Source organism: Nostoc sp. C052 (assembly GCF_013393905.1).
In the GTDB taxonomy this organism is placed as follows: domain Bacteria; phylum Cyanobacteriota; class Cyanobacteriia; order Cyanobacteriales; family Nostocaceae; genus Nostoc.
Map to the genome: position 1 here is coordinate 6175947 of NZ_CP040272.1, position 16107 is coordinate 6192053.

Below are 16107 nucleotides of genomic sequence, written 5' to 3' on the forward strand. Positions count from 1 at the left end.
TGTTGATAGTTTAAATTAGATAAACGAGTGCTAATTTCAGCGAGCGATCGCAGGACGTTTAGGATGTTATGAAGCGGAAAGAATTTATTACAATATCTTTTACAGCACTACTACTGAAAGCCTGCAACCTAAATCCAATAAACAAAGTTATGAAGGATGAATTTTTCTCTTATGGGCTAGACAACAAAGCTTCTTTACCTTCGATCAAGCTATCTGAAGATGAGAGAAAAAAATATTTATCGCCATTAAAACTGTTTAAAGTTTTGCGATCGCATAAAATACGTAATTCAGATATGGGAGTCGCACAAATTGCTATTGATGAATTGCAAGGAATTCTTGCTTGTTCATCAAGAGATGGAAAGGTAAGTATTTGGCATCTTTTATCTGGTGAGCTTATCGCCTCATACTCTCATGAGCGTAATGCTGGTGCAGTTGTAATTGGAGAGAAGGGTGATGTAATCAGTGGAGGTTCAGACAACAGAATAAAAATCTGGAATTATTTTTCTAATCAGCTTTCACGAACTTTAGAGGCGCCAAGTGCTGTAGGATGTCTTGCAATCAATCTTAGAACTAATTACTTGGCTGCGGCGATAAATTACTCACATCAAGTCAAAGTGATTGTATGGAACTTAAAGTCATTTGAGCAGATTGCTGAAATTAGTGACGAAAGATTTTGGGATTTTGACCTATTAGCATTTAATGATACTGGAGAACGGTTGTATGCACGAGGCGGACTTGGAGAAAATCGAGTCTGGGACATGCCTTCTACAAAACTTATTAGAGCTTTCCCTGATAGTCATTATGGAGAAGTGAGTTACTGCTCAATTGACGATAGAGGAAGGGTTATAGCTACTGCATCAGATCGAGATAGCAAAGTGTACCTATGGGATACTGTGAGTGGCAAAAGAATACAAGTAATTGAAGTAGTACCAATATGGGAAGCTGGCCCGTTTGATCCCAAGGTTCTCCTAAATCATAACGGTAGTATTCTCATCACTGCCGCACTAAACGGAAATATCAGAATCTCATCTACTGAAAGCAAAGAAATTTTGCAAGAATTTCCAGGTAAACACAAACCAGGGATCAGCTCATTAGCTATCAGTAATAAGTTTTTGGTATCTGGAGATCATGATGGCAATCTTAAACTTTGGCAATTTACTGCCTAAGAAACCATTCCATTTATAAAATTTTTGTTTGTATATCTAAGTATAGAGAAAACTAGACACACCCAAGAGCGATGCCTTCGGCGAGCTTCGCTAACGCGAAAGCTAAAACACATTACTACGAATACAAAGTAAAACCTGTTAACCCATTTTTGATTCTTCGTCATCCAGGTGACTACGCATGAAGTTGCTTGATCCAAAATAATACTGAGATATTGGCAATATTTTAACTCTGTAAAGTTTCGGATTAAATTCGTTGATTGGCTTGACAGAGCTTATTGTTGTAGTAGTAAAATCTACCTTAAGTTACACGAAAATTACTTAAAAATCTGTTCGTCAAGTCATTTAAGAGTGATAAATATCACAAACATTAAATACTGATGCCTCAGTATGTACCTGAGAGTGCTATTCCGGGTTAGGATGATGAACAGCGATGCCTTGATTTAGATATCGATATTGAATTGTTGAAATTTTATGGGCAATAGTCCACCAGATGGCAGTATCAACCTCCTCTGAACTGGCGAGGAAGTCTCCCAGCGCGGGGGAGACTTAGGAGATATATATCATGCTCACACAAGATATTCGTGATTTGCTGACTGATACTACCGATTTGAACCAGTTGAAATGGGATTTAAATCGCTTGCAACCGGTGGATGTGGGAGACTACATTACACAATTGCCTGAAAAACAACGGGCGATCGCATTCCGTTTACTCAACAAAGCTCAGGCAATTGATGTATTTGAATATCTGCCTACAGTGGTGCAGGAAGAACTAATTAATTCTCTGCATGATGTCCAGGTAGTGCAACTTGTAGAAGCCATGAGTCCCGACGAACGGGCAGAATTGTTTGATGAACTACCGGCTGGAGTCATCAAACGGCTATTGCAAGAACTGAGTCAAGAAGAAAGGCAAGCAACAGCAACGATTCTCGGTTATCCAGAAGGCACGGCTGGGCGGGTGATGACAACCGAATATGTCCGGTTGCGCCAAGGATTGACTGTCGGTGAAGCCTTGAGCAAAATCCGCCGTCAGGATGAAGACAAGGAGACGATTTACTACGCCTACGTCACAGACGACAACCGGACGCTGGTGAGAGTAGTTTCACTGCGCCAATTGCTGTTTACCTTTCCCGAAGTTTTCATCAAAGATATTGCTAGCGATCGCGTCATTAAAGTTACAACTGAAACTCCTCAAGAAGAAGTGGCGCGAATCATGCAGCGCTACGACTTAATCGCTATCCCTGTAGTTGATCGGGAAGACCGATTAGTAGGCATTGTCACCATTGATGATGTCATGGATATTTTAGAAGAAGAAGCCACAGAAGATATCCAAAAACTGGGGGGTGTGAGCGGTGATGAAGCAGCTTTATCCTCTCCCCTGTTAACTATCCGTAACCGCTTGCCTTGGCTGTTGGGGATCATGGCCCTGTATATTGGTGCAGCTAGTGCGATCGCGCCTTTTCAATCTGTAATTGCCGCAGTGCCAGTTTTAGCAGTAATTATGCCGATTTTTTCTAACACTGGTGGTACTGTCGGCATTCAATCATTAACGGTAACAATCCGTGGCTTGGGAGTGGGAGAAGTAACACCCAAAGATACCTTGAAAATTCTCCGCAAGGAAATTCTAGCTGGTTTAGGTACAGCCTTAGCTTTAGCAATGACCATGATACTGCTTTCCTTAATTTGGGCGCGACCCCAAGAGCGATGGGTGGCTTTAATTGCTGGAATGGTCATGGCAACTAATACAATTGTGGCTGTTACACTCGGCACGTTACTACCAATGGGTTTGAAGCGCTTGAAACTTGACCCTGCTTTGGTTAGTGGCCCATTAGTGACTACAATGCTAGATACAATTGGGTTTTTAACCTTCCTCAGCCTAATTTCTCTAGCTTTAAACGTTTTCCATTTACCAGCATGAAGGGATTGGGCATTGAAAATAGGCAGAGGGGCAGGGTGCGGGGGGCGGAGGGGAAAATTCTTCTCTCTTGCTCCCCCCAATTCCCCAATTCCCCAATCCCCAATCCCCAATCCCCAAATATGCCTACTACTACCTGGAATCGTCATCATATTCTTTCTCTAGCTGACTTTACTACCACTGAATACGATACTGTTTTGCAAACTGCGGCCAGTTTTCAAGAGGTACTATCACGGCGGACGAAGAAAGTGCCAACCTTGCAGGGACAGGTGGTAGCGAATTTATTTTTTGAATCGTCTACTCGCACTCGCAGTAGTTTTGAACTTGCAGCCAAACGCTTAAGTGCAGATACGCTGAACTTCGCCGCCGCCACATCTTCTATGACTAAGGGAGAAACAATTCTCGACACGGCGAAAACCTATTTAGCGATGGGAACTGATATTATGGTAGTCCGCCATCGAGAGGCAGGAGTACCAAATGCGATCGCGGCTGAAATGGATCGTCTAGGTGTAAAAGTTAGCGTCCTCAATGCTGGTGATGGTCAACATGAGCATCCTTCCCAAGCATTGCTAGATTTATTTACCATAACTACTCTCATTGACCCAGATCATCCCCGACTGGAACTTTTAAAGGGGAAAAAGATTGCCATTATTGGAGATATTCTCCATTCTCGTGTGGCGCGATCGAATATCTGGAGTTTAATTGCCAGTGGTGCCGAAGTGCATCTCGCAGCACCACCTACCCTTTTACCCAAATTATTTGCCGAGTATATCTTGGAAGAGACAGAAGGTCAGGAAGCAGCAGGAGAAAAATCAATTCTCTCATCCCTTTCCCCAAACCAACAACTTTTTATTCACTGGCAGTTAGAACCGGCTTTACAGAATGCCGATTTTGTGATGACTTTGCGCTTGCAAAAAGAACGTATGACGGCTCATTTACTTCCAAGTTTGCGAGAATATCATCAGCTATTTGGCATTACACGTGCAAAGCTGCAACTCTGTAAACCTAACGTCAAAGTTTTGCATCCAGGCCCAGTTAACCGAGGTGTCGAAATTAGTTCTGATTTAATGGATGACCCAGAATTTAGCCTCATTCAATCGCAAGTTACCAGCGGTGTCGCCGTTCGGATGGCGCTGTTGTATTTGATAGGAAGCGGTAAGGTTTAAATAATTTAACACCAACCCCAATCTAATACAATACTGCTCGGTTAAGCATTTTCAACTCGGAATTTGATTTTGGGAAAAGGTTAAAGGTTTTTTCTTTCCCCTTTCCCCTTCCCCTTTTCCCCTTAACCGAACAGTATTGAACTCCAATCAGCAACGCTAATCGTAAGCAAATTTGCTTGACATAACTACACAAGCTAGATAAAAAGGGTATAACATAAGACCAGCCCTTTCAATGCCGAGTATAAATTCTCAAAAATGAATTCCTCTTTAAACCTCTTTTCTATGTGTTCTCTGTCTTGAAAAGACTGATGTCTGAGGCTGGCTGCGTCAACAGAGCTTTCTTGCCCTCAGATTTTTCGCTGTGCCTCGTAGTTAAATAAATAACTTATAAACCACTTTCGATACAGAGATAGCTCAGAGAAAAAGAGATTTTATGAGTTACCTTGAAAGAGATAATCTTATAACTCGTTCGGACTTACGTACTAAAGATCCACCAACTCCCTTAAAAAGTTGGCTCTTAGGGTTCCCCTTTTTAAAGTTAGGGGGAATCTAGGTTTAAAATTTTCAGTGCGTAAGTCTTGTTTATTTCTATTTACTACCTGTGCCGGAGATTTGCCGATGAAAACTATATCTAGCCTCGATTCAGTAACTAAACATTTAGAACAGCATGAGAACTCAAAACGAATTAAAAAATTAATATACTCAGCTTGTAAAAATATTTGGGAGAATGATGAAGAGACGCTAGATAGGTTTAAATTACAGGACTTAATTCAAGAATTATACAGATTAAATCCAACTATAAATAACTTAAATTATAGTTTATCTAAAGTTGTAAAAACCCTTAACAAACAAGCCGAATACGCCCTACTTGCCAGTATTATTTCTCATGAAATGCAGAAGCTATATATCACACCTGATGAAGCAACAGGAATATTATTAAATCAACCTCGTCAAGAGGAACAAATATTTTATAATTCTGGGCAAATATCATCAAATTCTATAGATAAATCTCCAAACAGTCAAACCAAAAATCAATACAATCAGTTTGATTTACGGCAAAATATTATGAAGTATACTAACCCACTTAGGGCTAAAATAGTTCTATTTTCCGCACTTTACAAAAAGTTTACTTTCAATGAAGAAGACTGGTTGAAACTGAAGGCTGAACAACTTGATGATTTATTGCTCAGATTATTTGATACTTGTCCAACTATCAGAGAGCTTGAATCTAAACTAAATAGTGCTGTTATATCTCTAGGTAAGCCGGATGAGAATATCCAAGCAGCTAGTGCAATCATCCAATCTATGCGAGGTTTATATGGCAATATATCACCCAGCACTAACGGATATGGATATCAACCGTTTAACAGCGATTCATCTCTAGAAACGAGAAAATTAGTTAATCCTCATCAAAAAATTGCACTCGCAGATGATAATAATACCTGTCAATTTATAGTACCTCCTAGCAAAGAACAATCGTAACTTTTGAATATTCTTAAGCTTGGAAAAATTTGGAAATATTATGGTAATTGAGATAGTAACAATATGGATGCTAATGAACTTCTTCAGCGATATGAAAATGGAGAAACAAAATTTATTGAGGCAAACTTAAATGGAGTAAATTTATTTGGTGCAGACTTGATTGGTATAGCTTTGAATAAAGCAGATTTGGGTAATGCTATCCTAATTTTTAGCTATCTAAATCGAGGAATCCTAAATAAAGCAAATCTAGTTTGTACAAAGCTCAGTGGCGCGAACTTAAATCAGGCAAGTTTAATCAGTGCCAACCTGCATGATGCTAATTTACATGGTGCAACTTTGCAGGGTGCTGATTTACGTAATGCCAATTTAACTTTGGCGTATATGTTAGATACTAACTTGATGGATGCCGATTTGCGTGGTGCAGATTTGAGTGGTGCAAATCTAACTGGTGCGTGCTTGCGTGGTGCTAACCTGCGAGAAGAAAAGAGAGTGTATTCTGCTAGTTTACGGGGTGCTAACCTGCATAAAGCTGACCTGCGAGGCGCTGATTTAACTGGTGTAGATTTATCTAAAGTTGATTTGAGTGGTGCTAACTTGAGTGAGGCAACGCTACGTTATGCCGATTTGAGTGACGCTAACCTGAGTGAAGCGATTTTGTATAATGCCTCTCTGGCAGATACTAACATTGGGGGTGCTAATTTAAAAGGTGCTAACCTGATGAACGCCAGGCTGGAACGGTCAAATCTTATTGATGCTGAACTTACAGGTGTTAACTTGTATGGTGCAATTATGCCAGATGCTAAACTGACTAGATGCCAGATGAGTGGAGTCAACCTGAGTTTTGCAAGGTTAAATAGAGTTGATTTAAGTCGGGCTAACCTACGTGGCGCTAACCTCACGGAAGCAGACTTAGTTGATGCCTATCTTGCTAGGACAAACTTGACTGGCGCTAATTTAAGTAAGGCAAATCTAATCAGAGCAGAAATGAGTAGTACAAATCTAACTGGTGCAGATTTGCGTGGTGCAGTTATGCCTGATGGAACAATTAACGATTAAAAATCTAAAAATATATATGGGCAATACCCACTATTTTGTCATAGTAGGTACTGCCCAAATACTAACTTTTACTCACCAGTAATCGACAGTTCATTAACCCAGATTTTCGGGCAAACTCCCCCTGGCGTTAACTCTGGTTCTTTTTCTACATAAATAATTGACTTCAAGAGTTCTAAGAAATCGCCGGCAACTGTTGCTGACTCAATACTCGTCTTAACACCCTTGTTAACTAGCCAACCATCAAACGGCAAAGAAAAGGAACCCTGCAAGGCTTTAACTCCAGCATGGAGAGCTTGTAAATCATCGATAAGAATCACATTTTCAGCCGTTTCTAAGCTAAACTCCTGCTCAGGAGTTGCTGTTGAAAAAACGTGATAAAAGTTGGGACTGACGCTGACTTTTGCACCAATACTGGCATTACCCGTTGGCTGGGCATTTAACCTTTTAGCAGTGCCAGCACTATGAAGAAATCCCGTTAAAATGCCATTTTCAATCAGCGAAATCTGACGAGTAGGAGTTCCTTCACCATCAAAACTTTCTGCACCTACATTAGCTGGGTGCAAGGCATCATCATAAACCGAAAGCAAAGGAGAAGCAATTTGCTTTCCTAAATCATCAGGAGTTGATAGGCTTTGATTGTCTAGAATACTTTGGGCATTGAATAAGTTAGAAAAACCACCCAGCAGACTTAAAAAAGCTTCTGCTGAGAAAACAACTCGATATTTGCCAGTTTTGATTTTTTCATAGTTCAAGTGGCTGATAGTTTTATCGGCGGTTTCTTTGATGCAACCATTAATATCGAGATTATCTAAACTTTGGTTGATTCTAAAAGCACCTGCACTACGCGGTTTTTTTCCTTCTTCCTCAGTTTTACTGTAAAGATAAACTGATGCCAAAGAGTGAGATTCAGTTCTGACTGCACCATCGCTATTGAGATAGAATCTGTCAATATCTCTTTGTGATAAACCGTTATAAGGTACACCTTTAATTGCTGGATGCGCTGCTAGTAATTCTTTTTCAGCTACCAACAATTTTTCTATGAGTTCAGCAACAGGTGCTTGGGGTGCTTTATCCTGAGGTTTATTTGGGATAGGGACAGTAGCCTCTGGACTAAAATCAGGAACATTTTCTTTAACACCAAAGAAGCTAGCTTCGTAGGCAGTTTTCAAGGCTAATTCCAGTCCCTTGGGGTCTACATCTGTGGTGCTGGTGACACCCATTGTATTATCTTCATTCCAGACACGAACAGTAACACCAGAGCGATTTGAAGCTTTGACTTGTTTTGGCTCACCTTGGTCTACTTGCACGCTAGTGTCATCTACTGTTGAGCCATAAATGTCGAATTTCTTAATACCAAGCTTCTCAGCATTGTCCTTGGCAGAATTTGCAATCTCATTGATATTTGGCATAGTCAATTTTGGATTTTAGATTTTGAATTGGAAGCGATTTTATTTTGAAGATTAGATTTTGGATTTTGGATGTTAAGCTTTTCCACATAATCAAGTTTATTTGTACTTCCTGGGCGGGTGAGACACCCACCCCACAAGAAATGTACAATTGAATATTATGCCAAGTAGATGTGGTTTAGCTGATGACTTAATATTTGTCTCACAGCTTTTTATTGAGATAATATCCTAATCATTCACAATCCAAAATCCAATATTATCTTCCACCAACGGTAATAGAATCAACCTTAATATGGGGTTGCCCAACTGTGGTGTAAATACTGCCACTAACGGAACCACAAAATCCTGGTGCAATTTCCAAATCTTGAGAACACATGGAAATTTTATTCATAATTTCCTTAGCTTCACCAATAAGTATTGCTCCCTTTAGTGGTTTGGTGATTTTGCCATTTTCAATCAAATAAGCTTCATCAACACTAAAGTTAAATTGACCTGTAGCACCAACGCTACCGCCACCCATCTTTTTGCAGTAAATGCCTTTATCAACAGAGGCAAATAATTCATCAATTGTGTATTCGCCAGAATCGATATAAGTGTTACGCATCCGGCTAGCGGCGGCATAGGTATAATTTTGGCGGCGTCCACTTCCTGTTCTGGGGTGTCCGGTGCGTGTAGAACCTGTTCTATCTGCTAAGAAGTTTTTGAGAACGCCTTTTTCAATCAATAGGGTTCTTTGAGCAGGCATACCTTCGTCATCCATGTCAATTGTCCCGAAGGCATTTTCAGAGCGACCTTCATCCCAGGCTGTCAAGCTTTCGTGGGCAATTTTTTCGCCTTTTTTGTCAGCAAAGGGAGAGGTATTGCGTTCGATTTGGGTAGTTTCTAGCAGGTGTCCACAAGCTTCGTGGAAGATTACGCCACCAAAGTGGTTGGCCATAATGATGGGGTAAGTACCCGATTCCACGTAATCTGCGTAGAGCATTTTGCCAGCCGATTCTGCTATTTTTTCAGCAGCTTGTTGAGAATCCCAAGTTCTCAAGAAGTTAGCATCGCTAGTATTACCCGCGCGATCGCCAATTGAGCTACGATTAGCACCATCAGCACACAATAGGTTAAATCCGACTGATTGGGTGAGGCGAATATCACGGGCGAAAGTACCGTCACTAGCAGCGATTAAAACTTCTTGCCAATCTCGGAAATAGGTAGCACGCCGCGATTGGACGTGGCTAGCTTTTTGCTTCAGGTGAGCAGTACCCTCAAGGAGGATTTCTCCCATTTCTCGGATGGAACTACACACTGGTAGCCAGGCATCTTTACCTCTTTTGGTAGCGTAATCTCTCAATAATTCCAGATTTATTTCTGGGATGAAAGCCTTCGCCGTGGGTAGTTGTAATCCCAAGATAGAAAGACCTTTTTCTAAGGCTGCTTTCAAACCGGAAAATGAAAGGTCATTGGTGCTAACGTAGCAGTCAGCTTTACCGCGAAATACTCTGACTCCCGCGCCTGTAGATAGACTAGGTGAAATACTAGTGATGGCGTCGTCTTCTGCAAGAGAACTAATATAGTTGCGACGTTCTAAAAATAATTCGATGAAGTCAGCGCCAGCGGCGCGTCCTAATCCCAGAAGGGTAGCCAGGGGGGCTTCCCAGGTTTCATCGAAACGCTCTGGTGTGGAGGAATATTGGAGGGTGGGAAGTTGATTCGAGAGAAGTAGCGTACTTGTAAGCATGGGTAGCCTCGTCTGCTGGCGTAGTTCAGAGATTTGACTGAAAAATCCTGGTGTGTTCAGTCTAACAAATGAGTTAAAGTCACTGTTGGTAGAAAGGTGTGTGGATTTCAATACTTCTCGGTTAAGGGGGAAAGGGAAAAGGGAAAGAAAAAACCTTTAACCCAAACCCAGTACCCTTTACCCCAAACCCGATTCCGCGTTAAAAATGCAAAACCCGAGAAGTATTGGTGTGGATTTTACTCCTCTTCAGCAACGCCTTGGCAAATTAGCCCATACAGTAGAAGTTTGGGACTATATAAACAAAACCCGCCTTTGCGGGCTTTATTTTGAAAATTCACACCCTTGAGGATGTCGCTGGAAAATGAGATGCACCTAATATATATGTATTTAAGTGGCACTCTTCTTAACGAAGAGAGTTATGAGTTAGGAGTGGAACATAAGAAATTCCACCTATGGACAGCATACATAAGCTTTTTGACGACTAACTCATCTTAAATATGTAATCTTGTTTACTGCAAACGTTTAATTTAATCTAGACTATCCTGCTCAGATTTATTTGCGATTTGCCATTTTCAGTGGGATTCTTGCTGTTTCTTGCTCATTGAAAGTCTGAGCTAAATTAGAAGTTGGTGCTGTCGATACTAGATTCTTAAACAACAACTTTAGGGTTCGAGTAATAGTTTTAAGAATTTTCATTTTGCTAGCACTAGGCTTTTGATCGTATCTCAAAACCATTGGAATTTCTACGATTTTTGGTTTGAGGACTTTGGCTTTCAGCAGTAAATCTATCATGCAGGCAAATCCACTTTCAGTGAATAGATTGTCTCCATAATACATATCCAGTTTAGTGAGGAAAGTACGGTTATATAGTCTATAGCCACAAGTGTAGTCTCTTACACCTCGTACACGGGCGGCAATTCTAAAAAGCCAGCTGGCTCCATAACTCATAAACTCTCTGAATTTTGATAAGCCTATGACTTTAGAGCCTTTTCGATATCTGGATGCGATCGCAATATCATAGCTACCAGCTATCATAGTGTCATACATCTTTATTAACAGTTCTGGTGGCTGAGTGTTGTCGCAATCCATCGCCGCTAAAAAATCGCCTTCTTGAGAAATTTCTAAGAAAGTTGTGAAACCTGTTTTAATTGCTTGACCTAAACCAGCATTTTTGGGATGTTGGACTAATTTTAGTAATATACCCAGTGATTGAGATTCTTCTAAAGCAGTTTGAGCAGTTGCATCACTACTACCATCATCAACCAGAATCAGTTTTATCTCCATTTTAGAGATTTGCTGCAATGTCTGAAACTTTTTGAACAAGGGGCGAATTGATTCTTGCTCGTTGTATGCGGGTAAAAGAACAAAAAGACTCATAAATAACTCCTGTGATTTTTAAAATAAAATACCAGTGCTCAAATTTCAAGAATTCAGTAATGTTGATTTTTTGAGGAATTCATCAACCTGTCGCACAACTGCGTTGTTGTTAACGCTATCATTGACCAACTGTGAGGTATTGACAACGAAAAAATCATCGTTTTCTGTACTCACTTTGGGAACAAGACTTGAATAATTTAAAACTTGTAGTGGCTGCACTTTAATAGCTCGATTGATGTGTGCTGCTACGATGTCATCTTCTTTCAGTTCTGGGAACATCAAACGTATTCCCTGGAAAAATACTTGGCGTAATTCCTCATCTGGTTGTTTTAACAAGGCGTCAGTAGAAAGTATATATTTGGGTAGGAATGTCATATGATATCCTGCTGTCTCTTGTAAAGAAACTAAGTTGCTCATACCGATAACTCCAGTAAAGGGAATACTCCTATCGGCTATATTTACTACGTAATAAGGAATTAGAGCCTTGCGAGTAATAAGTACCATACAAATTACACCCAGGTATTCTACTGTTTCATTACTGTCTGAAACTTTTACCAATTCATTAGAAGTAACCTGTTCCAAAATATTAACTGGGCCAGTAAAAATGACTTTTTCAAAATGTTCTTTTTTCCCCTGATATTCTACCCACATTCCACCCCCTGGGTCAGGTGCAATATATTCTACCGAAACACCTGTGTGGATATGACCTCCAGCCGCGTAAATTAATTTTTCTATCCGATCAAAAACAGTTTTATAACCGCCTGAAACATAACCAAGTTGTTCTTTATTTAATGAAGAATCACGGGCTGAAAATAGCCGTTTAATATAAGCCCAAATAAAAACTGCTGATATTCGCTTATAGTTCTCTCCTAATTTGGATAAAAGCAAGGGTTTCCAGAGCTTTTCGTATGTGTTTCTTCCACCGAGTTTTAGTAACCAATCTTCAACTAAAATCTTCTCTAAGCGCCGCCAGTTATTCAGGCGTGAACCATACAGAAGAGTAAAAGCTAACCTAATTTTACCGATAATTCCAAACAGAGGAAAGCGCAGAAACTCTATAGCATTACTAATAGAATAAAACTTTTTATTGTCATAGAACCCTGTTAAACTCCGATGCCAACGCAGTTTATCCCCAAGACCAATATCTCTAATAAAATTTATTAAGTGAGTATCAGAAGGGAGGATAACGTGATAAAAGCGATCCCAGGTAAACAACCCATAATCATGATAAGTAGTAAGTCCACCAAGCTGCTTATTGCTATCAAAAACGGTGACTGTATGTCCTTGATGTGAAAGACGTTGAGCTAATACCAACCCAGTTATACCCCCGCCAACAATGCCTATATTCATAAATTTAGATTTTTGTAGGAATGTTTTTGATATTTATCATTAGAGGCTTTTATATTTTAATATTAATAACCTGGATTATTGCCTATACAGCTATTAGCTTACAACCAGAACTACACCAGTGATGATAATGGAAATTCCTATCCATTGTTTCAATACAACCTGCTCTTTTAAAAGATAGTGAGAAGCAATGGGAATCAGTGCATACATCAATCCTAGAACTGGAAATGCTTGACTCAAAGGAATTGTCCGCAAGACATAAAGCCACAATAGAGTCATAAATGTATAGCAGACAAACCAAATCAAAAAATAACGAGAAAGTAACAGATTTAAGATAGATGCGCTTTCTCCTTTAGTAGGGCTAGAAATGTAAAGTCCGTATTTTAATGACAGGTTAGCTATTGTCCCAAATAAAACTACAAACATTAAAAGTAGCCAAGTAGTGATGTTCATTTGTCAATACTTTGTTGTGGAATTTACTATAAAGTTATATAGACTTTTTCGGTGGAATAGCCACTAAAAGTACACCCATAAAAATAGTTATGACTCCTGCTATGCGAGTCAATGTAATCACCTCATTAAAAAAGTAGTAGGAGCCAAAAAGTATACCGACATAATTTAAACTAGTTAATGGATAAGCAATACTCAATTTTACAGAGCGCAAAGCCAATATCCAATTTGCTATTCCCAAACAATAAACACTAACAGCTAGTGCTAATTTTTGAATAAATTCCCATGTCAATATTCCCTCATTTGTATGACTCATGGTGTGTTTCATCAGCAATTGTCCAGAAATACTAAACAAAATACTGACAAACAGAATGATATAAGGAATTATTTTAAAGTTTGAAGTTTGGGACATAGATTTCATCGTACATTTGCCTCTATTCAGATATTAGGTATGAACCGGACAGTAAACAGCCCGTTGTTTTGAATGTTTCGGATCTCGGTTACACCTTCTCTGCAATTCGACCTCCACTTCAGTAAATAGACTACAAACTTAGTAAGGTTGACTCATAATCAAAATAATCGTTGAAGCTCATTTTCTTAGAGTTAGTAATTAAATACTATGCAATGTAAATTCTCATATGGTTAGTTTATTATTGCAGCGTTCGATATGATTCGGAGTAGAGCGCACTGAATTGGTTTACTGAGTATACTTCCAGGCAAACTTTTTTTGCTTGGCTATTGGCACAATCAATTTCGTTTTTACCCAACTGTGAATTGCAGAAGTTTTTAGTATCAGCCAGTTATCCTTCAACACTACTTTGAGCGCGATCGCAATATCTAGGCTATAAAGGATACAGATGTAATAAAGGTTGAAAGCTTTTTCACAAATCACTTTTGGACAAAGTTTAGCAGTACGCTTAGGTGTAGCCTGTAGTAGACATCGTTTATCCTGAACTTGGACTCTAAACACATCTGCAACAGATGCAGCTAAACGAATAAAAATGGATTGCCAGAATTTTTGATTAATCCATTCATTAACTTTCATCTGTTGAATCCTGTTGTAGAAATCTTGTTGAAGACACTACTGAACTTCTCAAGCTATCAACTTATACATTAAAACCTAGCTGGATTGATAAGTGTTCTCTATTTGCTCCAGGAAAGTTTACTAATTTACTGATATACCGCAGAAATTATCCAGGCTCGCAAACATATCTCTAAACCTTGGCTGGGAACTAAACCGAATAATAAAAATTTGTACTTGAACTCAGTGTGTTTACACATTTTATATTGGACATGGGAAAAAATTAGTAACAGAAGTCTATTGAGCTGCGTAAATCTTCGATATGTTAACTACCCTAGATAAACGCGCTTTACAGATTCCTAGAGATTTTTGCTGAATGTCCAAATATAGTTTTTGAGAACACTAAGAGCTAATGCGGTGGTCAACTCGTAGTTGACATTGATTGCATTAGATTTGAAATGTCTTAGACTATTTAGTATTAGGTTTGCTTGATTTTTCTTCGTAATTCTAACTAGGGTTTTTTCTCCCAATTTATTGCTACATGTAATCACCTACTAGAATACCACGAGAAAAGCGTGTTGCAAATTTATCGCCATACTTCATCAAAAATTCATTAACCGAAAATATACTTAAACAAAAACTTCATAAAATCGCAACTTTCCTTTATGTGAATTTTTATTTTGAGGATTTGTACATTTATGAAGCACTAGTACAGCTTTGCATAAGTTCGTAACTTTTTTAAACGCAGAGGTAAACGCATAGGCGCAACTCTTGGAGACGCTACGCAAGCGCTTTCCCGCAGGGTAGGTACGCAGAGTTTTATCAAAGTTAATTCGCTATGAATTAATGAAGTATTACACTTAGTATCAAATTTGATACTAAGCTGAATTTAAGCTTGAATAACAGTACAAGTATTGTGATTAGTTGATACAAAATATACTAGGATATACTGAAGACTGTAGATATTAACAGGGAGTCTGAATCGGTTTCTATTTATCTACACAAATCTCCAAATTCAGATATATCAGACAGAACTGAGCTGACAGTTAATTCAGATTCCAAGTCAGCCTAAATACCCATTGATAATTTGAACATCAATGGAGATTTATTTTATACTACCATTTATTGTAAGTATATTTTTAAAAGTTGGCGTGGTCTTATTGGTAAACAAGTTCATAAATACCTAACCATCGCGTTTATAGGCTAAATGAGAAGATAAAAGTTAGTTATGGTTAGGATTCTGAAATTATTCAGTTTTTCTAGGTTGTTTTTCTATTGTTTGGACTCATTTTTTTGCAAAAGCCTGTTGCTAATTATGAAGACAACGATCAACAATCCAAACTGAATCTGCCAAGGTGCTAATACCAAACTTAAAATCAAGCTAATAGCTGCAAATACACCTGCAAGATATGCGATTTCGTCATTACTCTTTTTAAACAAGTAGCCAGTAGCTAAAGCCGTACACAGTGGTATCAAGAAAAACAAAGGCATTCTACTAACCTCTGGACTAAAAGTTGTTGTGCTTAGAAAACGAAATTGTTTTTGGAATTCTGGTTAATTCTACATCCAATCAGGTTTCAGCCACAACAACCGATCGAAATAAATATTATAGAAAATCAAAATTATGTAACGTTATATATTACACCAATGGGAATAATTCTGGCGACAGATGAAGCATCCAAAAGCTTGCTTTTATAAGAAGAATTAAGAACTCAGGAGTCAGAATGATTACTGAAGATACTTGTGTAGGCAGGGAACAGGGAAAGAAGGGAATAGATGTGTACTGATGTTTTTCAAAAATCAAACCGGATTCCGATAGCTGCGCTATGCTATACAAACTCTCCTTCATCTACGCGGATTGAAAGGGTTTAAAACTTGCGTGGGTGGGTTTTGTCTATTTCACCAATTACACTCTTGTGAGCAATCATCAGGTAAATTGGCGTAAAACTTTGGCCTTGCGCCAAACTTAAGAATCTAGCATATTACCTTTAGAAG

13 protein-coding genes are annotated in these 16107 nt (G+C 39.0%); 5 read left to right on the forward strand and 8 right to left on the reverse strand.

Features of this window, described 5'->3' with window-relative positions:
- Nucleotides 1-149: 149 nt before the first annotated feature.
- From FD723_RS25500 to FD723_RS25520, 5 genes are all read left to right on the forward strand, one after another.
- A complete protein-coding gene (locus tag FD723_RS25500) occupies nucleotides 150-1166 on the forward strand; it encodes a WD40 repeat domain-containing protein (RefSeq protein ID WP_179067853.1) in 1017 nt (338 codons plus the stop codon).
- 562 nt (nucleotides 1167-1728) lie between these two features.
- Nucleotides 1729-3081 carry a magnesium transporter gene (gene mgtE, locus FD723_RS25505; RefSeq protein ID WP_179067854.1) on the forward strand — a complete coding sequence of 451 codons (1353 nt, stop codon included), beginning with the start codon at nucleotides 1729-1731 and terminating at the stop codon, nucleotides 3079-3081.
- Between the two features lie 119 nt (nucleotides 3082-3200).
- Nucleotides 3201-4244 carry an aspartate carbamoyltransferase catalytic subunit gene (locus FD723_RS25510; protein ID WP_179067855.1) on the forward strand — a complete coding sequence of 348 codons (1044 nt, stop codon included), beginning with the start codon at nucleotides 3201-3203 and terminating at the stop codon, nucleotides 4242-4244.
- A 618-nt stretch (nucleotides 4245-4862) separates the two neighbouring features.
- Nucleotides 4863-5726, forward strand: coding sequence for a hypothetical protein (locus tag FD723_RS25515; RefSeq protein WP_179067856.1), 864 nt, complete (start codon nucleotides 4863-4865; stop codon nucleotides 5724-5726).
- Between the two features lie 63 nt (nucleotides 5727-5789).
- The gene (locus FD723_RS25520) at nucleotides 5790-6782 is read left to right on the forward strand and encodes a pentapeptide repeat-containing protein (RefSeq protein ID WP_179067857.1); all 993 of its coding nucleotides are present in this window, start codon (nucleotides 5790-5792) and stop codon (nucleotides 6780-6782) included.
- A 68-nt stretch (nucleotides 6783-6850) separates the two neighbouring features.
- Here FD723_RS25520 and FD723_RS25525 read toward each other — a convergent pair whose 3' ends face one another.
- From FD723_RS25525 to FD723_RS25560, 8 genes are all read right to left on the reverse strand, one after another.
- A complete protein-coding gene (locus tag FD723_RS25525) occupies nucleotides 6851-8191 on the reverse strand; it encodes a TldD/PmbA family protein (RefSeq protein ID WP_179067858.1) in 1341 nt (446 codons plus the stop codon).
- A 253-nt stretch (nucleotides 8192-8444) separates the two neighbouring features.
- On the reverse strand, nucleotides 8445-9917 hold the full coding sequence (locus FD723_RS25530; protein WP_179067859.1) for a TldD/PmbA family protein: 1473 nt from the start codon (nucleotides 9915-9917) through the stop codon (nucleotides 8445-8447).
- A gap of 552 nt (nucleotides 9918-10469) precedes the next feature.
- Complete coding sequence (locus FD723_RS25535) at nucleotides 10470-11294, reverse strand: glycosyltransferase family 2 protein (protein WP_179067860.1); 825 nt, start codon at nucleotides 11292-11294, stop codon at nucleotides 10470-10472.
- Between the two features lie 45 nt (nucleotides 11295-11339).
- Nucleotides 11340-12644 (reverse strand): NAD(P)/FAD-dependent oxidoreductase, encoded by a 1305-nt coding sequence (locus FD723_RS25540; protein ID WP_179067861.1) that lies wholly within the window; start codon nucleotides 12642-12644, stop codon nucleotides 11340-11342.
- 93 nt (nucleotides 12645-12737) lie between these two features.
- The gene (locus FD723_RS25545) at nucleotides 12738-13094 is read right to left on the reverse strand and encodes an EamA family transporter (protein ID WP_179067862.1); all 357 of its coding nucleotides are present in this window, start codon (nucleotides 13092-13094) and stop codon (nucleotides 12738-12740) included.
- Between the two features lie 34 nt (nucleotides 13095-13128).
- Nucleotides 13129-13512, reverse strand: coding sequence for an EamA family transporter (locus FD723_RS25550; RefSeq protein WP_179067863.1), 384 nt, complete (start codon nucleotides 13510-13512; stop codon nucleotides 13129-13131).
- A gap of 276 nt (nucleotides 13513-13788) precedes the next feature.
- The gene (locus FD723_RS25555; RefSeq protein WP_179067864.1) at nucleotides 13789-14136 is read right to left on the reverse strand and encodes a hypothetical protein; all 348 of its coding nucleotides are present in this window, start codon (nucleotides 14134-14136) and stop codon (nucleotides 13789-13791) included.
- Nucleotides 14137-15384: 1248 nt separating this feature from the next.
- Nucleotides 15385-15603: a hypothetical protein gene (locus FD723_RS25560; RefSeq protein WP_179067865.1), complete on the reverse strand. Its 219-nt coding sequence runs from the start codon at nucleotides 15601-15603 to the stop codon at nucleotides 15385-15387.
- Between the last annotated feature and the right edge of the window lie 504 nt (nucleotides 15604-16107).